The organism is Nocardioides massiliensis (assembly GCF_030811215.1).
Taxonomy (GTDB): domain Bacteria; phylum Actinomycetota; class Actinomycetes; order Propionibacteriales; family Nocardioidaceae; genus Nocardioides_A; species Nocardioides_A massiliensis.
Genome location: NZ_JAUSQM010000001.1, coordinates 2,472,029 through 2,492,259 on the forward strand (window position 1 = coordinate 2,472,029; position 20,231 = coordinate 2,492,259).

General features: G+C 71.8%; 18 protein-coding genes. 13 read left to right on the top strand and 5 right to left on the bottom strand.

All coding sequences use genetic code 11. The annotated features are described in order from the left end of the window. Positions 1-100: 100 nt before the first annotated feature. Genes J2S59_RS12245 through J2S59_RS12265 form a run of 5 tightly spaced genes read left to right on the top strand, consistent with a single transcriptional unit; the run spans position 101 to position 4,739 of the window. The gene (locus J2S59_RS12245) at positions 101-916 is read left to right on the top strand and encodes a thymidylate synthase (protein ID WP_068121606.1); all 816 of its coding nucleotides are present in this window, start codon (positions 101-103) and stop codon (positions 914-916) included. Between the two features lies 1 nt (position 917). After that, positions 918-1,418: a dihydrofolate reductase gene (locus J2S59_RS12250; RefSeq protein WP_068121602.1), complete on the top strand. Its 501-nt coding sequence runs from the start codon at positions 918-920 to the stop codon at positions 1,416-1,418. Continuing rightward, positions 1,415-2,038: a hypothetical protein gene (locus J2S59_RS12255; RefSeq protein WP_306825160.1), complete on the top strand. Its 624-nt coding sequence runs from the start codon at positions 1,415-1,417 to the stop codon at positions 2,036-2,038. Before J2S59_RS12250 ends, J2S59_RS12255 begins: the two co-directional genes overlap by 4 nt. Positions 2,039-2,073: 35 nt before the next feature. After that, complete coding sequence (dapA, locus tag J2S59_RS12260; protein WP_306825161.1) at positions 2,074-3,021, top strand: 4-hydroxy-tetrahydrodipicolinate synthase; 948 nt, start codon at positions 2,074-2,076, stop codon at positions 3,019-3,021. 26 nt (positions 3,022-3,047) lie between these two features. After that, entirely contained in the window at positions 3,048-4,739 is a 1,692-nt protein-coding gene (locus J2S59_RS12265; RefSeq protein ID WP_068119790.1) for a ribonuclease J, read from the top strand. 7 nt (positions 4,740-4,746) lie between these two features. On the opposite strand, the gene cydD is transcribed toward J2S59_RS12265, so the two are convergent. The 3 genes from cydD to J2S59_RS12280 are packed head-to-tail and all read right to left on the bottom strand — an operon-like array spanning position 4,747 to position 10,721. Beyond that, a complete protein-coding gene (gene cydD, locus J2S59_RS12270) occupies positions 4,747-8,160 on the bottom strand; it encodes a thiol reductant ABC exporter subunit CydD (RefSeq protein WP_306825162.1) in 3,414 nt (1,137 codons plus the stop codon). 7 nt (positions 8,161-8,167) lie between these two features. Next, the gene (gene cydB, locus J2S59_RS12275) at positions 8,168-9,196 is read right to left on the bottom strand and encodes a cytochrome d ubiquinol oxidase subunit II (protein ID WP_306825163.1); all 1,029 of its coding nucleotides are present in this window, start codon (positions 9,194-9,196) and stop codon (positions 8,168-8,170) included. A gap of 37 nt (positions 9,197-9,233) precedes the next feature. Further along, positions 9,234-10,721: a cytochrome ubiquinol oxidase subunit I gene (locus J2S59_RS12280; protein ID WP_068120243.1), complete on the bottom strand. Its 1,488-nt coding sequence runs from the start codon at positions 10,719-10,721 to the stop codon at positions 9,234-9,236. A 95-nt stretch (positions 10,722-10,816) separates the two neighbouring features. On the opposite strand from J2S59_RS12280, the gene J2S59_RS12285 reads away from it, so the two are divergent. The 4 genes from J2S59_RS12285 (at position 10,817) to J2S59_RS12300 (ending at position 12,926) form a co-directional block, all read left to right on the top strand. Beyond that, on the top strand, positions 10,817-11,269 hold the full coding sequence (locus J2S59_RS12285) for a BlaI/MecI/CopY family transcriptional regulator (protein WP_068120245.1): 453 nt from the start codon (positions 10,817-10,819) through the stop codon (positions 11,267-11,269). A 7-nt stretch (positions 11,270-11,276) separates the two neighbouring features. After that, the gene (locus J2S59_RS12290) at positions 11,277-12,161 is read left to right on the top strand and encodes a M56 family metallopeptidase (RefSeq protein WP_220138415.1); all 885 of its coding nucleotides are present in this window, start codon (positions 11,277-11,279) and stop codon (positions 12,159-12,161) included. A gap of 97 nt (positions 12,162-12,258) precedes the next feature. Further along, complete coding sequence (locus tag J2S59_RS12295) at positions 12,259-12,501, top strand: CopG family transcriptional regulator (protein WP_068120248.1); 243 nt, start codon at positions 12,259-12,261, stop codon at positions 12,499-12,501. After that, the gene (locus J2S59_RS12300) at positions 12,498-12,926 is read left to right on the top strand and encodes a TA system VapC family ribonuclease toxin (RefSeq protein ID WP_068120250.1); all 429 of its coding nucleotides are present in this window, start codon (positions 12,498-12,500) and stop codon (positions 12,924-12,926) included. The genes J2S59_RS12295 and J2S59_RS12300 overlap by 4 nt, the downstream gene beginning before the upstream one ends. A gap of 246 nt (positions 12,927-13,172) precedes the next feature. On the opposite strand, the gene J2S59_RS12305 is transcribed toward J2S59_RS12300, so the two are convergent. Together J2S59_RS12305 and J2S59_RS12310 are read right to left on the bottom strand one after the other, a co-directional pair. Continuing rightward, on the bottom strand, positions 13,173-14,498 hold the full coding sequence (locus J2S59_RS12305; protein WP_306825164.1) for an HNH endonuclease signature motif containing protein: 1,326 nt from the start codon (positions 14,496-14,498) through the stop codon (positions 13,173-13,175). 69 nt (positions 14,499-14,567) lie between these two features. Next, positions 14,568-15,062, bottom strand: coding sequence for a hypothetical protein (locus J2S59_RS12310; protein WP_068125252.1), 495 nt, complete (start codon positions 15,060-15,062; stop codon positions 14,568-14,570). 139 nt (positions 15,063-15,201) lie between these two features. Between J2S59_RS12310 and J2S59_RS12315 the strand changes: the two genes are divergently transcribed. The 4 genes from J2S59_RS12315 (at position 15,202) to J2S59_RS12330 (ending at position 20,231) form a co-directional block, all read left to right on the top strand. Then, on the top strand, positions 15,202-15,411 hold the full coding sequence (locus J2S59_RS12315) for a hypothetical protein (RefSeq protein WP_068125250.1): 210 nt from the start codon (positions 15,202-15,204) through the stop codon (positions 15,409-15,411). After that, positions 15,404-15,646, top strand: a complete 243-nt coding sequence (locus tag J2S59_RS12320) for a YgiT-type zinc finger protein (protein ID WP_068125248.1) — start codon at positions 15,404-15,406, stop codon at positions 15,644-15,646. The genes J2S59_RS12315 and J2S59_RS12320 overlap by 8 nt, the downstream gene beginning before the upstream one ends. A gap of 101 nt (positions 15,647-15,747) precedes the next feature. Further along, on the top strand, positions 15,748-18,399 hold the full coding sequence (locus tag J2S59_RS12325; RefSeq protein WP_306825165.1) for a DNA translocase FtsK: 2,652 nt from the start codon (positions 15,748-15,750) through the stop codon (positions 18,397-18,399). After that, positions 18,396-20,231: a RodZ domain-containing protein gene (locus J2S59_RS12330; RefSeq protein ID WP_306825166.1), complete on the top strand. Its 1,836-nt coding sequence runs from the start codon at positions 18,396-18,398 to the stop codon at positions 20,229-20,231. The genes J2S59_RS12325 and J2S59_RS12330 overlap by 4 nt, the downstream gene beginning before the upstream one ends.

Sequence of the window (20,231 nt, forward strand, 5' to 3'; positions counted from 1 at the left end):
CTGCCGCCCCCGATGTTCCGGCCGTGCCGGGCGCCCTCCACGCCCGGCACGGCCGGACGCCTGCACCTGCGGTGCCCGCGGACGCTCTAGGCTCTCAACCGTGCAGGCATACCTCGATCTCGTGCGCCGGATCCTCGACGAGGGCGTCGATCGCGACGACCGCACCGGGACCGGGACGCGCAGCGTCTTCGGCCACCAGCTGCGCTTCGACCTCAACGCCGGGTTCCCGCTGGTGACGACCAAGAAGGTCCACACGCGCTCGGTGTTCGCCGAGCTGCTGTGGTTCCTGCGCGGCGACACCAACGTCGCCTGGCTGCAGGAGCGCAACGTGACGATCTGGGACGAGTGGGCCGACGAGAACGGCGACCTTGGACCGGTGTACGGCGCCCAGTGGCGCTCCTGGCCGACCCCGAGCGGGGAGCACGTCGACCAGCTCGCGCAGGTGGTCGAGCAGATCCGTCGCGACCCGAGCTCGCGGCGCCACGTCGTGTCGGCGTGGAACGTCGCCGACATCCCGCAGATGGCGCTCGCGCCGTGCCATGCGCTGTTCCAGTTCTACGTCGCGCCCGACCCGACCGGCGAGACGCCTGGTCGGCTCTCGTGCCAGCTCTACCAGCGCTCGGCCGACGTCTTCCTCGGGGTGCCGTTCAACATCGCCTCCTACGCGCTGCTGACCCACATGGTCGCCCAGGTGACCGGCCTGGGCGTGGGCGACTTCGTCCACACCTTCGGCGACGCGCACCTCTATGCCAACCACTTCGACCAGGCGCGCCTGCAGCTCACCCGGGAGCCCCGGCCGCTGCCGACGCTGCGCCTGGACGCGGGCGTGACGCAGCTCGACGCGTTCGAGCTCGAGCACATCAGCGTCGAGGGCTACGACCCGCACCCGGCCATCGCCGCGCCGATCGCGGTCTGAGATGCCGCGCGACGACGGCGGCCCCGAGCCGCGGATGATCCTGGTCGCCGCGGTGGCGGACAACGGGGTGATCGCCCGCGACGGCGCCATCCCGTGGGACCTGCCCGAGGACATGCGGCACTTCCGGCGCACGACGACCGGGCACGCGATGCTCATGGGCCGCACGACGTACGACGAGATGGGTGCGCTGCCCCAGCGCACGAGCATCGTCCTCACCCGCAACCCGGACTTCGTCGCCCACGACGCCCACGTCGTCCACGACATCGACCAGGCACTCGCGCTCGCGGCGAAGCTCCACCCCGACCAGCCGCTGATGGTCGTCGGCGGGGCGCAGATCTATCGCCTCGCCCTGGAGTCCGGGGCGCAGGAGCAGGTGCTCAGCGAGGTGCACCTCTCGCCCGAGGGCGACACGTTCTATCCCGACTGGGACCGCTCCGCGTGGCGCGAGGACCGGCGCGAGCCCCACGACGGCTTCGACATCGTGTGGTGGGTACGGCGGTGAGGGTCGCCGCCGGTCTGGTGGCGCTGGTGCTGCTCGCCGCGTGCGGTGCGGACCCCTACTACCGCGGTGAGCTGGACACGGACGAGCGCGTGCCGGCGACCGCCCGCTCGACGGCGGCGGCACTGCTGGACCACCTCGAGGACGTGGACGTCCGCGCCGTCGGTGGGGTCGAGGACACCGACGCCACCGACGACCCGCGCCCGGTCCTGATCGCCACGGCCGCGATCGACGACGCCGAGGTCTCGGTGTCGGTGGCGCCGGAGGACCCGGACCTGGACGGTGCGCAGCTGTGCGGTGCGCTGGCGCGGTGGTGCAGCGACGCGGTCGCCACCGACGACGAGGGGAACCGGACGCCGTACCAGGTGCTGTGGCAGCCCGCCGGCGCCGCGACGGGTCAGGGCACGGCCGGCATGGTCCTGCTGCGGGGTGACGCACGCGTGTCGGTGACCGTCGCCGGCGCGCGGATCCCGTCCTCGGTCGACTGGACCCGATTCCCCGTCTCGCGCACGGTGCTCGAGTCGATCCTGCTCGACCCCGCGATCGCCCTGGAGACGACGCCGGAGCTCCTCGCCGATGGCGAGGAGATCGCCGACTTCCAGGACCGTGCGTTCGGACTGTGACGAGGAGCGGGGCAACCGGGCGATAGCCTGAGCCCATGACCACGCCCCTCGATCCCGCTGCGCCGTCCGGCGCTGCCAGCGCGCCCTTCGGGACGGCCCAAGCGCCCTTCGGGACGATGCTGACTGCGATGGCCACCGCGTTCCGTCCCGACGGCACGCTCGACCTCGAGGGCACCCAGCGCATCGCCAAGCACCTGGTCGCGACCGGCAACGACGGGCTCGTGGTCTCCGGCACCACCGGCGAGTCGGCGACGACGACCAAGGAGGAGGACGGCGAGATCCTCGCCGCCGTCCGCGACGCCGTCGGTCCCGAGGTCGTCCTGGTCGCCGGGGTCGGCACCAACGACACCAGCACCTCGACGTTCCTCGCGCGCCAGGCCCGCGAGCGGGGCGCCGACGGCGTACTGCTCGTGACGCCGTACTACAACAAACCCGGCCAGCGCGGCATCGTGCACCACTTCCGTCAGGTCATCGACGCCGCCGAGCTCCCGGTGATGCTCTACGACGTCCCGGGCCGCACCGGCAGCCAGATCGCCCTGGCGTCCTACCGCGAGCTCGTCGGGCTCGAGCCCGTCGTCGCCGTGAAGGACGCGGTCGGCGACATGCCCCGCGCCGCGCAGCTGGTCGACCTCGGGTACGCCGTCTACTCCGGCGACGACGTCAACACGCTCGGCTTCCTGGCCCACGGCGCCGTGGGCCTGGTGTCGGTGGTCGGTCACGTCGCCGGGCGTGAGCTCGCCACGATGATCCGCACGTTCCTGAGCGGCAACCACGACGGGGCGCGCGAGATCTTCCTGCGGCTGCTGCCGGCGTTCGAGGCGGTCATGGGCGTGGCCAACTACGGCGCGACGACGGCGAAGGCCTCGCTCGAGCTGCTCGGCGTGCTCGACAACCGCCACGTCCGCTCGCCGCTGGTGGCGCTCGACGACGACGAGCTGGCAGCGCTGCGGTCGGGCCTCGCGGCCGCCGGCCTCCTGCCCTGACCGAACGACTCGAAGGACCGCGCTCCGTGTCTCACCCGCACCCCGAACTGTCCGCGCCCGGCCCGCTCCCCGAGGGCGGCCTGCGGGTGACCCCGCTCGGCGGGCTGGGCGAGGTCGGTCGCAACATGACCGTCTTCGAGCACGCCGGGCGGCTGCTGATCGTCGACTGCGGCGTGCTGTTCCCGGAGGAGCACCACCCCGGCGTCGACCTGATCCTCCCCGACTTCGAGTCGATCCGCGACCGCCTCGACGACGTCGAGGCATTGGTGCTGACCCACGGCCACGAGGACCACATCGGCGCCACGCCGTACCTCCTGCGCGAGCGCGGCGACATCCCGCTGGTGGGCTCCCAGCTCACCTTGGCGCTGCTCGGCTCCAAGCTGCGCGAGCACCGGCTCAAGGAGACCGTCAAGCACGTCGTCGCCGAGGGCGAGCGCATCTCCTTCGGGCCGTTCGAGCTGGAGTTCGTGGCGGTCAACCACTCGATCCCCGACGCGCTCGCCGTCGTGATCCGCACCGCCGCCGGGGTCGTGCTGCACACCGGCGACTTCAAGATGGACCAGCTGCCGCTCGACGGGCGGCTCACCGACCTGCGGGCCTTCGCACGACTGGGGGAGGAGGGCGTCGACCTGTTCATGGTCGACTCCACCAACGCCGAGGTGCCGGGCTTCAACGTCAGCGAGCGCGACATCTCGCCGGTGCTCGACCGGGTCTTCCACGCCAGCAACCAGCGGATCATCGTCGCCTGCTTCGCCTCCCACATCCACCGCGTGCAGCAGGTGATGGACGCCGCCGAGGCCCACGGGCGCAAGGTGGCCTACGTCGGGCGCTCGATGGTGCGCAACATGGGCGTCGCGCGCGACCTGGGCTATCTCAACGTCCCGCCGGGGCTGGTTGTGGACGCCAAGGAGCTCGCCGAGCTGCCCCCGGAGAAGCAGGTGCTGATCTCCACCGGGTCACAGGGCGAGCCGCTGTCGGCGCTGTCGCGCATCGCCCAGCGCAACCACAACTTCGTCCACATCGAGGAGGGCGACACCGTCGTCCTGGCGTCCTCGCTCATCCCCGGCAACGAGAACGCCGTCTTCCGCGTCATCAACGGCCTCTCGCGGTGGGGCGCCAACGTCGTCCACAAGTCCAACGCGCTCGTGCACGTCTCCGGCCACGCCTCGGCCGGGGAGCTGCTCTACTGCTACAACATCGTCAAGCCCCGCAACGTGCTGCCGATCCACGGCGAGATCCGGCACATGCGCGCCAACGCCGACCTGGCGAAGGCCACGGGCGTCCCGGCCGACCGGGTCGTGATCGCCGAGGACGGCGTCGTCGTCGACCTGATCGACGGGGTGGCGCGGATCGCCGGCAAGGTGCCGTGCGGCTATGTCTTCGTCGACGGCACCTCCGTCGGTGACATCACCGAGTCCTCGCTCAAGGACCGACGGATCCTCGGCGAGGAGGGCTTCATCTCCGTCATCGCCGTCATCGACTCCGTGACCGGCAAGGTGGCCGGTGGGCCGGAGATCCACGCGCGCGGCTTCCTCGGCAGCGACGCGGTCTTCGACGAGATCAAGCAGCCGATCATCGACGCCCTCGACGCGCTCGTGCGCGAGGGCGTCACCGACACCTACCAGCTGCAGCAGGCGATGCGGCGGGTCATCGGGCGCTGGGTCTCCGGCAAGCACCGGCGCCGGCCGATGATCATCCCGGTTGTCGTGGAGGCCTGAGCGCGGCTCAGGAGGGCAGCACCGGGACGCTCGACGGGGCGTCGCCCAACCGCAGGACCTGGTCCATCTCGTCCAGCCCGATGCCGTCGTGGGTGATCCACACCAGGGTGCGGTCGCGGTCGCGCAGCAGGTCGGCGGTCACGGCGCGGGCGGTGGGGCCGTCGAGGTGGGCGGTCGGCTCGTCGAGCACGAGGACCGGGGGGTCGGCCAGGATCGCGCGGGCCAGGCCGAGGCGGGCCCGCTCGCCGCCGGAGACCGCCGCACCGCCGTCGCCCACGCGCGTGTGGAGCCCGGCAGGCAGGCCCGCGACCCAGTCGCCGAGGCCGGCGCGTTCGAGGGCCGCAGCCACCTCGTGGTCGGTGGCGTCGGGACGGGCGAGGCGGACGTTCTCGACGACGCTCGAGCCGAAGACGTAGGGGTCGTCGTCGACCAGGAGCACCCGGGAGCGCACGTCGTCGAGCGCCAGCTGCCGGACGTCGACACCGTCGAGGTCGACATGGCCGGTGCGGGGGTCGATGAAGCGCAGCAGCACGGCCGCGAGGGTCGACTTGCCCGAGCCCGACGGTCCGACCACCCCGACCCGGGTGCCGGGACGCAGCCGCAGGTCGAGGTCGGTGAAGGCGTCGCGTCCGCCGTAGCCCGCCGAGATGCGGACGGCGTCGAGGCGCGGGTGCGGTCCGGGCCGCGGTGCCGGGTGCTGGGGGTCGGTGACCACCGGACGCCGGCTGCTGAGGTCGTCGAGCCGCTCCTGCGCGGCGCGGGTGCGCACGCGCAGCGCCCCGGCCTCGGCCAGCGGGGTGAGCACGTCGGCCAGGGCGAGCGGCACGAGCAGGGCCAGCGCGAGCAGCGGGCCGCTGATCGCGCCGTCGGCGTACTCCCGTGAGCCCGTGGCGGCGATCGCGACGATCGCGGCGAGCACGAGGGGGGCCACGGCGGCACGACCGAACGCCTGGCCACGCAGGGAGCGGTGCTGGGCGGCGGCGAGCCGCTCGCCGCTGTCCAGGGCGCGCTCCGCGGCGTGGTCGTCGCGCTGCCATAGGCGCAGGTCACGCAGGTCGGTGACCAGCTCGGTGACGCGGGCCGAGAGGTCGGAGCGGTGCGTCACCGCCGCGGTCTCGGCGTGCCGGGCACCCCACCGGCCCAGGGCGTACGCCGCCGCACCCGCCACCGTCGCGGTGAGCAGCAGCACCAGGCCGGCGACCGGCAGCAGCCAGCCGACGACCGCGCAGGTCACGAGGACCACCCAGATCGCCGAGGCCACCGGCTGGCGGACCCGGAGCCGGTCGTCGAGCAGGGCGTCGACGTCGTCAACCACGCCGGCGAGCAGGTCACCGCGGCGCCGGCCGAGCGCACCCGGGACGAGGGGGACCAGGGCGGCGTACACCTCGGTGCGCCGACGCGCCAGCATGCGCAGGACGAGGTCGTGGGACAGCAACCGCTCGGCGTACCTCATCGCGGGACGGGCCAGCCCGAAAGCGCGCACCCCCACGATCGCCACCATCAACATCAGCACCGGGGGCTGCTCGGAGGCGCGGACGATCAGCCAGCCGGCGGTGGCGGTGAGGGCGACACCCGCCAGCGACGAACCGGCGCCGAGGAAGGTGGCCAGGGCCCAGCGCCAGCGCGAGGTGCCGGTCTCGGTGGTATCGCTGGTCTCGAGCCCGCTCGCGGCATCGTGGTCTCGGGGGGCTGGGGAGGCGTCGGCGTCGGTGCGCGGCCGGGGCAGCAGGGACGCGACCGGACGCTCACGCTCGGGGACCAGCGGCGCCGGCAGCGTGATGACGTGGTCGGCCTCCTGCACGAGGGCGGGCCGGTGGGCGACGACCACGACGAGGGCGGAGGTGGCCAGCTCGCGGATGACGCGCAGGACGACCTCCTCGGACTCGGCGTCGAGGTGGGCGCTGGGTTCGTCGAGCACGACCAGCGGCCGCTTGGCGAGCACGACGCGGGCGAGCGCGAGCCGCGCCCGCTGCCCGGCCGAGAGTCCCGCGCCGTCCTCGCCGAGCTCGGTGGCGAGCCCGGCGGGCAGGGCGGCGACGACGGTGGCGAGGCCGACCGAGGTCAGCGCTGCCCACAGCTCGGGCTCGGTGGCCTCGGGCGCACCCAGGCGGAGGTTGGCGCTGATGGTGTCGGACTGCAGCCACGGGCGCTGGGGCAGCCACGCGATGCGGCCTCGCCACAGCGCAGGCTCGAGCTCGTGCACCGGCACGCCACCGACCTCGACGGCACCGTGGGTCGGCTCCAGGTCGCCGACCAGCGCGGCGAGCAGCGTCGACTTGCCCGAGCCGCTGGCCCCGCTGATCGCGACCAGGCCGCGGGCGGGCAGCACGGCGTCGAGCCGGCGTACGGCAGGGGTGGTGCGCTCGGGCCAGGTGAGCTCGAGATCGTGCAGGCGCAGGGGGCGCGGGACGTCGAGCGCGCCGAGCAGCGACCCCGTGGCCGGGTCGTCGAGGTCGTGGAGCGGGTCGAGATCGAGGTCGTCGAGGGCGAGGACCTCCTCGAGCGTCGCGCTGCCCTCGGCGGCGGCGTGGAACTCCGCGCCGACGCGGCGCAGCGGCCAGTACGCCTCGGGCGCGAGCAGCAGCACGGTGAGGGCGACCTGGAGCTCCAGGCTGCCGCCGGCCAGTCGCAGGCCGACGAGCACGGCCACCAGCGCGACCGAGATGGTCGCCACGAGCTCCAGCACGCCGGAGGAGGCGAACGCCAGCCGCATGGTGTCGACGGTGGTCCGCCGGTAGCGGTCGGTCACCGCGGCGATGGTGTCGGTCTGCGCCCGCGCCCGCCGGTGCACGACCAGCGTCGGCAACCCGCGGACGACGTCGACGAAGTGCCCGGCCAGCGCCGACAGGGCGGCGTACTGCGCATCGGCCTTGTCGCGGGTGGTGAGGCCCACGAGGATCGCGAAGACCGGCACGAGTGGGAGGGTCAGGACGACGACGAGCGCGCTCCACCAGTCGAGCCAGGCGATCGCGGCCACGGTGGCCAGCGGCAGGACGGCCGCCGTGACGAGCGCCGGGAGGTAGCGCACGAGATAGGGCTCGGCGGCCGCGATGCCGCGGGTCGCGAGCAGGGCGAGGCCGCCCGTGCGGCGGCCGGTGAGCCCGACCGGTCCGACCCGCTGGATCGCGGCGAGCACGCGGGCCCGCAGCCCCGCGCCGACCTGGGCGGCCGCACGCGCCCCGGCCAGGTCGCTCGCGAGCCCACCCGCGACGCGCCCGAGCACCACGAGCCCGAGCACCAGCGCGGGCTGGTGCCAGCTGGTGCCGGTGGGGTCGTCGAGGACGGCCACCACCAGCCACCCGAGCGCGAACGCCTGGGCGACCACGAGCAACCCGGTCGCGACGGATGCCAGGACCATGGCGACCAACGCGCCGGTCGCGGGCCGCAGCAGCGGCAGGTGCCGCGGGTCGAGGGGCTTCATGTCGCCGTCACCGCGCCTGCGCCAGCTCCTCGGTCGGGATGTGCCGCGTCGAGATCCGCTTGCGGAACACCCAGTACGTCCATGCCTGGTATCCCAGCACGATCGGCGTGAACAGCGCAGCAACCCAGGTCATCACGGTCAGCGTGTAGTCGGTCGCGGCGGCGTTGGTCGTCGTCAGGGAGTACGCCGGATTGGTGCTGGAGGGCATGACGTCGGGGAAGAGCGCGAGGAAGAGCCCCGCGACCGCGAGCGCGATCGTGACGAAGGTGCCGGTGAAGGCCCAGCCCTCGCGGCCGGCGCGCGCGGCGCTGATGGCGGCGAGCAGGGCAGTAGCGGCGAGCAAGAACGCGACCGCGGAGCCGATCGACCCGGTGCGGCCCTGCGTCCACAGCAAGAACACCACCGCGACGACCGCAGCGGCAAGGCCGAGCTTGACCGACAGCGCCCGTGCGCGGTGGCGGATGTCGCCGTCGGTCTTGAGTGCCACGAACATCGCGCCGTGGGTGAGGAACAACAGCAGCGTGGTCACGCCGCCGAGCAGTGCGTAGGGGTTGAGCAGGGTGAAGAGGGTGCCGGTGAACTCCTTGTCGGCGTCGATCGGCACGCCGGCCACGATGTTGGCGAAGGCGACGCCCCACAGCAGCGCAGGCACGAACGAGCCACCGATGAGCGCGGCGTCCCACCGGCCGCGCCACTGCGCGGTGTCGCCCTTGTGGCGGTACTCGAAGGCGAGGTTGCGCAGGATCAGCGCGACCAGGATCAGCAGCAACGGGAGGTAGAAGCCGCTGAACAGCGTGGCGTACCACTCCGGGAACGCCGCGAAGGTGGCGCCGCCGGCGACCAGCACCCACACCTCGTTGCCGTCCCAGACGGGCCCGACGGTGTTGATCATGACGCGCCGCTCGGTCTCGTCGCGGGCCAGCACCGGCACCAGCATGCCGACGCCGAAGTCGAAGCCCTCGAGGGTGAAGTAGCCGATCCACAGGACCGCGATGAGCACGAACCAGACGGTGGTGAGCTCGATGCCGAAGATCATCGTCTTCCTCTTCTCTCGCTTGTCTCGGGTCGGCCGGTCAGTAGGCGAACGCCATCGGGGCGTCCTGGTCGTGGTCGGGGGAGCCCGGGTCCGGCGGCTCGACGAACGGCTCCGGTCCCTTCTTCGTGAACTTCGCGAGCAGGCCGATCTCGATGACCATGAGCACGCCGTACAACGCGGTCAGGACGACGACGGAGATCAGTGCCTCGGTGACGCTGACGCCCGGGGAGACGCCGCGCTCGGTGGTCATCAGCCCGAAGACCACCCACGGCTGACGGCCCATCTCGGTGAAGATCCAGCCGAACGAGTTGGCGGCGGCGAGCGCGATCGGCAGGCCGATGCCGACCCGGCCGATCCACGACGGCAAGCGGGCGCCGTCGTTGCGTCGGCGCGTCAGCCACAGCACCAGGGCCGCACCGCCGGCACCGATGACGCCGAAGCCCATCATCCAGCGGAAGCTCCAGTAGGTGACGGGGATGTTGGGCACGTACTCGGAGGCCGTGTAGTAGGCCGCGCCCGGGTCGGTGCCGTACTCCTCGCGGTAGGTTTCGCGCAGCTCGTTGATGCCCTTGACCTCGGCGTCGAAGCTGCCGGCGCCGAGCCAGGAGAGCAGGCAGGGCACCGTGAGCGCGAACTTCTCCTCGCGACCGTCGGGGGTGCCGATGGTGAGGACCGAGAACGGCGCGCACGACTCGGCGGTCTCGTAGAGCCCCTCGGCCGCGGCCATCTTCATCGGCTGCACCTCGGTCATGATCTTGCCCTGGATGTCGCCGGAGACGGCCACGCCGATGCCGCTGACGAGCATGAGCACGCCCGCGATGCGCATCGACTTGCGATACATCTCGCGGTCGGGAGCGCCGGCGTCGCGACCGTCGTCATCGACGCGGGAGCCGTGGCGCTTGCTGGCATAGAGCCACGCGCTGATGCCGATGACGAACGCGGCGCCGGTCATGTAGGCCGCGAGCACGACGTGGGGGAAGGTGACGAGCTGGACCTTGTTGAACATCACCGCAGCGAAGTCGGTCAGCTCCGCGCGCCCGGTCTCGGCGTTGAACTCATAGCCGACCGGGTGCTGCATCCAGGAGTTGGCGGCGAGGATGAACCACGACGAGGCCAGGACGCCGAGATGGACGATCCACATGCAGGCGGCGTGCAGCGCGCGGGGGAGCTTGTCCCAGCCGAAGACCCACAGCCCGATGAACGTGGACTCGAGGAAGAAGGCGAGCAGCCCCTCGATCGCGAGCGGTGCGCCGAAGATGTCGCCGACGAAGCGCGAGTAGTCCGACCAGTTCATCCCGAACTGGAACTCCTGGACGATGCCGGTGACCAGCCCGAGGGCGAAGTTGATGATGAACAGCTTGCCGAAGAACTTCGTCAGCCGGAGGTACTCCGGACGGCCGGTGCGCAGCCAGAGCGTCTCGAAGATCGCCACGATCAGCGTCAGGCCGATCGTCAGCGGGACGAACAAGAAGTGGTAGACGGTGGTGATCCCGAACTGCCACCGCGCGATGTCGACGACCTCCACAGGGCCCTCCTGCATCCAGTACGGCCACGTACCAACTACGCAGCGTCGTAGATACTACGCCGTGTAGTACGACGATGTGTCGGTAGACTGCCCCCATGGCTGCCGATGTGTCCGAGACCGCCTCCGGGAGCGCCCGCGGCGCCCGTGTCGGCGACCTGGAGAAGGCCGTCCTCGACGTGCTGTGGGACTCTCCCCGGCGATCGAGCTCGTCGAGATCCCCGGATGACGAGTCGCGTCCCTGGCGCACCGTCCGCGACGTCTTCGCCGTGATCGAGGCCGAGCGGCCGATCGCCTACACGACCGTGATGACCGTGCTGGCGCGGATGGCCAAGAAGGGCCTGGTCGAGCAGCACCGCCAGGGCAAGGCCTACCTCTACCGCGCGGCCGGGTCCCGCGGCGAGATGGCGGCCGACCTCATGCGCCAGGCGCTGGGCAGCGTCGCCGACGACGCCGGCGGAGCCCGCGACGCCCTGGTCGCGTTCGTCGGCGAGGCGTCGGAGGAGGAGCGCGCCGCGCTGCGGGAGGCGCTCGCCCGGCTGGAGGGGTGAAGCGGCGGTGACCGTGTGGGTGCCGGCGTCGCTCGCCGGGCTCGCGCTGGTGCTCACCGGTCCGGTGCCGGTGCTGCTCGCTGGCTGGCGTGCGCTGCGGCGTACGCCCCGGGCGGCCATGACGCTGTGGCAGTGCGTGGCGCTGGCGGCGGTGCTCGCCGCCCTCGGCTCGGGCGCCTCGCTGGTCACGCTGCTGGTCCTCGGCGATCGTGAGCCGACCTGGTGGGGGTGGGTGCTCGCGGGGGCGTCCGCGCTGGTCACGATCGTCGTCCTGGCCCGGCTGCTGCTCAGCGGGCACCTCGAGGGCACCGGGCTGCGCGCGGCGCGCCGGCGCCACCGCGCACTGGTCGACGTGCTCGCCGAGCGCCGCGGGGGAGTGGCGGTCATCGACGCAGAGGTCCCGGTCGCCTACTGCGTGCCCGGCCTGACCGGCTCACGCGTCGTGGTCAGCGCCGCCGCGATGGAACGGCTCGCGTCCGACGAGCTCGACGCGGTGCTCGCCCACGAGCGCGCCCACCTGCGCGCGCGCCACGACCTGGTGCTGGAGGCGTTCGGCGTCCTGCACCGCGCCTTCCCGCGCTACGTCTCCAGTGCCGCCGCACTGCGCGAGGTGAGCCTCCTGGTCGAGGTGCTCGCCGACGCCGCGGCCGTACGCCGTGTGGGGCGGGTGCCGCTGCTGCGGGCGCTCCAGGCGCTCGCGGGCACGGCTCGTCCCGTGGCCACCCTTGGCGCGGGCGGTCAGCTCGCCGAGCGCGCGCAGCTCCTCGCCGGCCCTGCACCCTCTGTGCGCGACCAGGTCCGGGTGGTCGTCGCCTACGCGCTGGCCGCCGCCGTGCTCGTGCTGCCCACGGTGCTGGTCGTGCAGCCGTGGGTCACTGGGTTGCTGCGCTGAGCTTCGCCGTCGCCGTGACGTTCCGCCGGAGGTGGGGCATCGATGTGCGCACCAGAGATGCGCGTGGACCTGAATCAGTGGTGCTACCGTGGTAGCCATGCGGACGACGGTGCGACTCGATCCCGAGGTGGCGGCGGCCGCCGAAGAGCTGCGGCGCGAGCGACACATCGGCCTGGGTGAGGCGGTGAACGAGCTGGCTCGGGCCGGGCTGCTCGCGCGTGATCGCGACGTTCCGCCCTTCCGTCAGCGGACCGCACCCGTCGGGCTGAAGGTCGACGTCGCCAACGTCGCCGAGGTGCTCGAACTGCTGGACGCTGACGACGCCGAAGGCGCCCGGTGATCGTCGATGCGAACGTGCTGCTCTATGCCGTCGATGAGCGAGCGCCCTTCCACGACAGCGCCCGGATCTGGCTCGAGTCGGCAATGGGTGGTCCTGGACGGGTCGGCCTGCCGTGGGCGACGTTGACCGCGTTCCAGCGCATCATCACCCATCCGCGGGTCACGGCTGCTCCACTCGCCGCGGAGCAGGCATGGAGTCACATTGAGGATTGGCTCGATGTCGATGGCGTCTGGATACCAGTGCCTGGTCCGCGTCATCGCAACATCCTGGGCGAACTCGTCGTGGGCGGCGATCTGCGCGGCAACCTGGTCCCCGACGCCCACCTCGCAGCGCTGGCGATCGAGTACGGCGTCGGCATCTGTTCCTTCGACACTGACTTCGCGCGGTTCGACGGACTGCGGTGGGAACGCCCCGGCCCCGCCTGATCGCCCCGAGCCACGCCGATGGGGTGTCGCTGATTCAGGCTCGCCGCATTGCGACTCGTCGGCACCGCGCTGAGGGTGCCACCAGAGCCTGTCGATCGAGGGACCGCCTGTCGGTCGAGCGAAGTCGAGACCTGAGCAGAGTCGAAGGGTCGAGATCTCGGTCGAGCGGCTGTTGTTGATCGAGCGGAGCGGTGCCCTGAGCGGAGTCGAAGGGTCGAGATCCGGTGGATCGAGCGGAGTCGAGATCTATGTCCGTCGATAGAACCGGTACGACCCGTCCGCGTGGCGGCTGTGGTCGTAGGTGGGGTCGTGGACGCGGTGGTGGTGCCAGGAGCACAGCAGGACACCTTCGGCCAGATCGGTGCGCCCGCCCTCGCACCAGGGATCCCCGGCGTGGTGGGCTTCGCACCACCTGGCGGGGATCGTGCATCCCTGCGCAGCACACGACGGATACTTCAGTGCGAGTGCTTTGCGTTGGGCGGCGGAGAAGAGTCGTTGGGTGCGGCCGAGGTCGAGGACTTCACCGTCACCGTCGAGGACGGCGGGAACGATGCCCGCGGTGCAAGCTAACCGTCGGACCTCGGAGACGGGGATGGTGCCGTCGTCCGGGAGCAGCCCGACGCCGAGGCCGTCGCGCAGGTCGTCGAGATCGATGCGGACGATGATCGTGGTGGCCATCCCGCCGTGCTGCGGCAACGCGTGGGGGTCGTAGGCATCGAGGAACGCACAGAACGCTTCGCCCAGGACCTGGTCGTGGGGACGCTTCGCACCGGTGGCTTCGTCGGTCGTGGCGACGGATTCGATCCCGAAGATGCTGCCCCCGGCGCCGGTCAGGGCGGTGTCCCGGCGTGGTGCGGTGAACGCCTCGAGGTAGCCGCGCAACCGGGTGGCGTAGTGGCGCGGGATCCGACCGGTGATGTCCGCGGTCCCGTCGGAGCGGTGGCGGATCCGGAACCGGGTCTGCGCTTCGGCCTCCCTGAGTTCCTTCTCGAGCTGCTCGCGCTCGTGGTCGGCGAATCCCTCAGGATCGAGGTGGGACCACACCCGCTCCGCGAGGCGGGTCAGCGCTTTGGGTCCCCATTTCTGCGCCAGCTTCACCAGGTCGGTCTCGGCGCGCTTGCGCAGCTCGACCGAGATCGACGGCGGTGCTTTGTCGAGGGCCTTGACGACGATCTCGGCCTGGCTCATCCGCACGCGCCCGTCGCGCACCGCGGCCCCGAGCGCTTGGTAGCGGATCCGGAGTGCTTCGCCGAGGTCTTGGGCGCGGGCGACGCGGCCGGGGTGCTCTCGGGTGGCGTCGGCGACCCAGTTCGCCGTACGCCGAGCCGCGGTGTCGGCCGCGACATCGTCAGCCGAGGCGAGGACCTCGTTGCGCAACGCCACCACCCGATCGGCCAACTCGGTGAGCTCGGTGAGCATGACCTTCTTGGCCTCGGTGGTGGCGAACAACGGATCCACATCGGCGACGTCATCAAGGGCCGCGCGGACCCGGGACGTGCAGGTCAGCACCGGGTGCGAAGGACGGCTTGCGCCGACCCCGCCGGTGACCTGAATGCCCGAGATCTCTGCCATACCGAAACTCAACCAGAAGGCACCGACACTGACCGTGGGCGAGCGCCGGCGGCCACCGAGCTCGGGCAGTCACCAGCCGCCGGCCTCGGTGACGCTGTCCACCCGGACGCGGAGCTCGACGGACTCCGAGGTGGTGCTGGCAAAGCCTGGCCAGATCTCGTCGTAGCTGCCGTCCTCGCGCAGGGTCACCGTGCCGATCTGCGGCCCGGACTCGTCGCCGATCACTCGGTAGGTGATGTCGTAGTCGCCGTCGAGATCGAATTCCTGACGGAGCGCGGGCTTCACCTCATAGCCCACGTTGCAGCCGGCCGAGCCGTAGCACTTCTTCTCGGTGACCCGAAGCCGCATCACGACATCCTTCTTGCGCAAGGAGCGCACGTCGCCCGACACGGCGGCGTCGGCCGCCGCGCCCTGGTCGGCATTCGGCTCGTCGTCCGTGGCCTGGTCGCTGGTCGTGACGTGCTTCGTCTCCTCATCCGGGGCCGTGGCGACCTCGGCGACATCGCACCCGCTGCCAAGCAGCGCCAACAGGGCCAAGGCGGGAATCGCCAGCTTCTTGTCCATCAGGACTCCTCACGATCGGGATCGGTTTGCGTTTCGCCAACCATGAAGCCGACAGCGTTTCCGGCGGTCGCACAGGGCGCGGCTCCATGTCTACGACAAGTGCGTCAGCATCGACATCACCTGGTCCGAGGTCGAGGCGATGCTCGATGGCGGCGAGGTGATCGAGGCTCACGTCTTCGACGATCTGATGGTCAAGGAGATCAGGCTTCTGCTGGACTGGGATGTGCCGCTTCATGTGGTGTACGTCGTCCATCACGACCGTAGACTGATCGTGTTTCGCACGATCTATCTGCCGACGCTGAACGAATGGCAGCCCGGCTTCCGGGAGAGGAGGAAACGACATGGCTGACGTCGGTGAGTTTCCCTGTGTGGAGTGCGGCAGCAGCGCCGTCGAGGTCCTCCGACCCCATGCTGTGGACCGGCACGGCAAGTTGGTCGTGATCCGTGATGTGCCGATGTACGAGTGCGGCAGCTGCGGCGAGGTCTACCTCACCCCCGCAGTGATGAAGGAGCTCGACGCCCTGGTCGCTCGGCTCATCGCCGGTGGTGCGGACGAAGCGATCGTGCACTACCAGGCCGCTTGACGCTCGACCGACAAGGGGTCTCGACAGCGTTCGACCGACAAGGGCGCGCCGACGGCGTGTGAAACCAGTGACTGGTGTGACTGTTGTTCTAGGCTCCCAGCATGGCGACCCGTACGTCTTCCCCGCCGGGGTCGCGCAGCAAGAGCACGTCCGCAAGCGGACGAGGCTCCGGCTCGCGTACCCGGGCGTCCGGTAGCAAACCGAAGACCAGCACCCGGTCCAAGCCTGCCTCGAAGTCGGCGGCCCGGCCGGCCCCGCGCGCCGTCCGCAACGGCCCAGGCCCGATCGCGACCATCGCGCTCGCCATCGGGCGGGCGCTGACGAAGGTGTGGCTCGGGATCGCGCACGTCGTCGGGGGAGGGGCCCGCGCGATCGGGCACTCCGCTCGCGAGATCGAGCCCGAGCAGCGCCGTGACGGGATCGGCCTACTGCTGATCGCGCTCGCGACGGTCGTGGCCGCCGCCGTGTGGTGGCACATCCCGGGTTGGGTCGGCGAGGTGACCCGCACGATCGTCACCGGCTCGGTGGGTCTGGTCGGCTGGTTCGTCCCGCTCCTGCTGTGCCTGGTCGCCTGGCGCAACATGCGCGACCCCGAGACCAACGGCCCCGCCGGCCGTCAGGTCATCGGTTGGACCGCGCTGCTCTTCGGTGTCCTCGGCATCGTCCACATCTCCAACGGCGCCCCACGCCCGGTCGAGGGCGACGTCACCCCGCTGCAGGACGCTGGCGGCGCGATCGGCTTCGTCGTCTCCAGCCTGCTGCTCGACCTGCTGCAGACGTCGTACGTCGTCGTGCCGCTCCTGCTGCTGCTCGCGGTCTTCGGCGTGCTCGTGATCACCGCGACGCCCGTCTATCAGGTGCCCGCCCGGTTGCGCGCCCTCGGCGACCAGATGATGGGTCGCACCGCACCCGCCGAGGGCGCCGACGGTGCCGACGACGACACCGTCGCCCTCGCGCCGGGCGAGGAGCCCAAGCCCCTCAAGCGTCGTCGTCCGCGCCGCCGCCAGGGCGCGATGGCCGACGGCGACGGTGACGACGACGCGCTGGAGCCCGGAGGCCCCGACGCCTACGACAGCCCGGTGCTCGCCGAGCGCGAGCTGGCCAAGCGCCGCAAGAAGGCCGACCCGGACGCGCCGTACGACGTGGACGCCGACGTGGCGGCGGCGGACCTGGTCTCGACAAGCTCGACCGACCAGGGAAGCGACAAGGGCGCGGGCGAGAAGGTCGAGGCCCCGCCGCACACCCCGCTGCCCGCGCGGGTGGAGCAGCTGTCGCTGTCGGGCGACGTCACCTACTCCCTGCCGGCCAACGAGGTGCTGAAGCCCGGAAGTGTGCACAAGGCGCGCTCCAAGGCCTCCGACGAGGTCGTCGAGCGGCTCACCCAGGTGCTCGAGCAGTTCGACATCGACGCCCACGTCACCGGCTACACCCGTGGCCCGACGGTGACGCGCTACGAGGTCGAGCTCGGCCCCGCGGTGAAGGTCGAGAAGGTCACCGCGCTGGGCAAGAACATCTCCTACGCCGTGGCCTCGGCCGACGTGCGGATCCTCTCGCCGATCCCGGGCAAGTCCGCGATCGGCATCGAGATCCCCAACGTCGACAAGGAGATCGTCTCGCTCGGCGACGTCCTGCGCTCCAACGTCGCGCGCACCGACCACCACCCGATGGTGGTCGGCCTCGGCAAGGACGTCGAGGGCGGCTTCGTCGTCGCGAACCTCGCGAAGATGCCGCACCTGTTGGTCGCCGGTGCGACCGGCTCCGGCAAGTCGAGCTTCATCAACTCGATGATCACGTCGCTGCTGATGCGCTCGACCCCGGACGAGGTCCGGATGATCATGGTCGACCCCAAGCGCGTGGAGCTCAACGCCTACGAGGGCATCCCGCACCTGATCACGCCGATCATCACCAACCCCAAGAAGGCCGCCGAGGCGCTGCAATGGGTCGTGCGCGAGATGGATATGCGCTACGACGACCTCGCCGCGTTCGGCTTCCGCCACGTCGACGACTTCAACAAGGCCGTCCGCGCGGGCAAGATCCAGCCGCTGCCCGGCAGCGAGCGGGTGCTCACGCCGTACCCCTACCTGCTCGTGGTCGTCGACGAGCTCGCCGACCTGATGATGGTCGCCCCGCGTGACGTCGAGGACGCGGTCGTCCGCATCACCCAGCTCGCGCGCGCCGCGGGCATCCACCTGGTGCTCGCCACGCAGCGCCCGAGCGTCGACGTCGTCACCGGTCTGATCAAGGCCAACGTGCCGAGCCGGTTGGCGTTCGCGACCTCCAGCCTCGCCGACAGCCGGGTCATCCTCGACCAGCCGGGCGCGGAGAAGCTCGTCGGCCAGGGCGACGGGCTGTTCCTGCCGATGGGCGCCAGCAAGGCCGTGCGCGTGCAGGGATCGTGGGTCACCGAGGCCGAGATCGCCCAGGTCGTCAGCCACTGCAAGACCCAGCTCGAGCCGAGCTACCGCGAGGACGTCACCGCGCCGGCGGCGTCCAAGCGCGAGCTCGACGACGACATCGGTGACGACCTCGACCTGGTGATCCAGGCGATCGAGCTGGTCGTCTCCACCCAGTTCGGTTCCACCTCCATGCTGCAGCGCAAGCTGCGGGTCGGATTCGCGAAGGCGGGGCGGTTGATGGACATCCTCGAGAGCCGCGGCGTGGTGGGCCCCAGCGAGGGGTCGAAGGCGCGCGACGTGCTCGTCAAGCCCGACGAGATCGACCAGGTCATCGCCGTCATCCAGGGGGAGCAGTGAGCACCCCCTGGGCCGACGGCGTGCCCGACGCGCAGCAGGAGCCGTCGTGGGAGGTACGCCGCCGCGGTGGCACGGCCGCCCTCATCGGTGTCGCCGGCGCCGCGCTCGCGATCGCGTTCCTGTGGCGCGCCGTGCAGACCGGCTCGTGGGTCGACGCCGCGTTCTGCCTCGCGCTCACGGTGGTAGCCGCCTACCAGCTCGCCGCGCTGGTTGACGCGCGTACGCCGCTCGCGGTGGCCGACGACCTCGGCGTCCGCCTGCGCTTCGGCAGTGTCTGGCGCGGCCTGACCTGGGAGTCCCTCGAGCGGGTCGTCGTGCTCCCGGCACGCCACCGCCTGCAGGAGGACCGTCTCGTCCTCGTCCCGCGCGACGTCGACCGCGCCCTGGCCGGTCTCGACGGCCGCGCCCGCCGCCAGGCCGGCTGGACCTCGCGCTGGTACGGCGCCCCGTTCGCCGTGCCGCTGGGTGGTCCGAGCGTCCGGGTGAGCGGCAGTGCTGCCGACGCGCCCCCCACCGCGGTGCTCACGCACCTGGCCGACGGCCGGTGCCCCGTCGAGGTCCTGCTCGCCCAGACTGCACCCGAGCCGGTGCAGACCGCTCCCGAGCCCGCGGAGACACTCGACGCGTACGACGCGGATGCCGCGTACGACGACGCGCGCGAGACGCCCACCGACCCGCAGCCGCGCCGCTCCGTCGTGGGCCCGCTGGCGACCTTCGTGTCCCGCTTCGGCGGGGGCGACACCCGCGACGTCGACGTGGCAGAGCCGTCGAGCCCTGCGAGCGAGCCGTTCCTGGCGCCTTCCGCCGGTCCTTCCGCCTCGCCGTCCCCGGTGCCGCTGCGCGACACCCGCCCCGCCGTCCGCGCCGAGCTGGTCGCCGAGACCACGTGGGGCGCCAACGCGCTGGCGCGCGACCACGACCACGACGAGACCCGCCACGAGCTGCCCGAGGGCCGCGAGCTGCGTCGCCCCGGTGCCGTCGACCTGTTCGTCGAGCAGGTGCCCCAGGGTGGGGGCGTCGTCCCGATCGCGCGGCCCGGTCGCGCCGTCGAGCCGATCGTCATCGACGACCACGCCGAGCCCGCCCCCGACCCCGTCATCGGACCGGAGATCACCGCCGCGCGCACCCGGCTGGGCCTGAGCGTCGACGCGCTCGCCGAGCGCACCCGCATCCGGCCGCACGTCCTGGAGTCCATCGAGGTCGACGACTTCGCGCCGTGCGGCGGCGACGTCTATGCACGCGGGCACCTGCGCACGGTCGCCCGGGTGCTGGGGATGGACGCCGACGGGCTGGTCGCGACGTTCGACCACCGCTACGCGCACGCACCCATCGACGCGCGCCGGGTCTTCGAGGCCGAGCTCGCCACCGGTATGACCGGATCGATGCGGCGTACGTCCGGGGGCCCGAACTGGACCGCCCTCGCCGCCGCCGTCCTGAGCCTCGCGCTGGTGTGGGGCGTCGCGCGGGTGTTCACGGGTGACGGTGGCTCCGTCGAGGTGCCCTCGCCGTCCCTCAACGGCTCGGCCGGGCTGACCCGCGCCGACATCGCCCCGATCGCGCCGGCGACGCCGGTCGTGAAGCCCGTGCAGGTGGTCCTCACCGCGACCGCCGACGCCCGCGTCGTCGTGCGCGACCGCGAGGGCAACGTCGTGTTCCGCGGCCCGCTCGTGCTGGGCGAGCGCAAGCGCCTGTCGGTGCCGCCGCCGGTGCGCGTGCGGGCCAGTGTCCCCGGCGTCGTGGAGATCAGCGTGCGCGGTCGCGACCGCGGGCTGCTCGGTGAGCCGACTGCCGGCACGGACCCGGAGCCGGTCACCGCCACGTATCGTCGCTGA

Excerpts from the sequence above, each read along its gene's own strand:
- J2S59_RS12325 (WP_306825165.1), top strand. The coding sequence starts at position 15,748 with ATGGCGACCCGTACGTCTTCCCCGCCGGGGTCGCGCAGCAAGAGCACG.
- dapA (WP_306825161.1), top strand. The coding sequence starts at position 2,074 with ATGACCACGCCCCTCGATCCCGCTGCGCCGTCCGGCGCTGCCAGCGCG.
- J2S59_RS12310 (WP_068125252.1), bottom strand. The coding sequence starts at position 15,062 with ATGGACAAGAAGCTGGCGATTCCCGCCTTGGCCCTGTTGGCGCTGCTT.
- J2S59_RS12285 (WP_068120245.1), top strand. The coding sequence starts at position 10,817 with ATGGCTGCCGATGTGTCCGAGACCGCCTCCGGGAGCGCCCGCGGCGCC.
- cydB (WP_306825163.1), bottom strand. The coding sequence starts at position 9,196 with ATGATCTTCGGCATCGAGCTCACCACCGTCTGGTTCGTGCTCATCGCG.
- J2S59_RS12315 (WP_068125250.1), top strand. The coding sequence starts at position 15,202 with ATGCTCGATGGCGGCGAGGTGATCGAGGCTCACGTCTTCGACGATCTG.
- cydD (WP_306825162.1), bottom strand. The coding sequence starts at position 8,160 with ATGAAGCCCCTCGACCCGCGGCACCTGCCGCTGCTGCGGCCCGCGACC.
- J2S59_RS12295 (WP_068120248.1), top strand. The coding sequence starts at position 12,259 with ATGCGGACGACGGTGCGACTCGATCCCGAGGTGGCGGCGGCCGCCGAA.
- J2S59_RS12320 (WP_068125248.1), top strand. The coding sequence starts at position 15,404 with ATGGCTGACGTCGGTGAGTTTCCCTGTGTGGAGTGCGGCAGCAGCGCC.
- J2S59_RS12250 (WP_068121602.1), top strand. The coding sequence starts at position 918 with ATGCCGCGCGACGACGGCGGCCCCGAGCCGCGGATGATCCTGGTCGCC.
- J2S59_RS12305 (WP_306825164.1), bottom strand. The coding sequence starts at position 14,498 with ATGGCAGAGATCTCGGGCATTCAGGTCACCGGCGGGGTCGGCGCAAGC.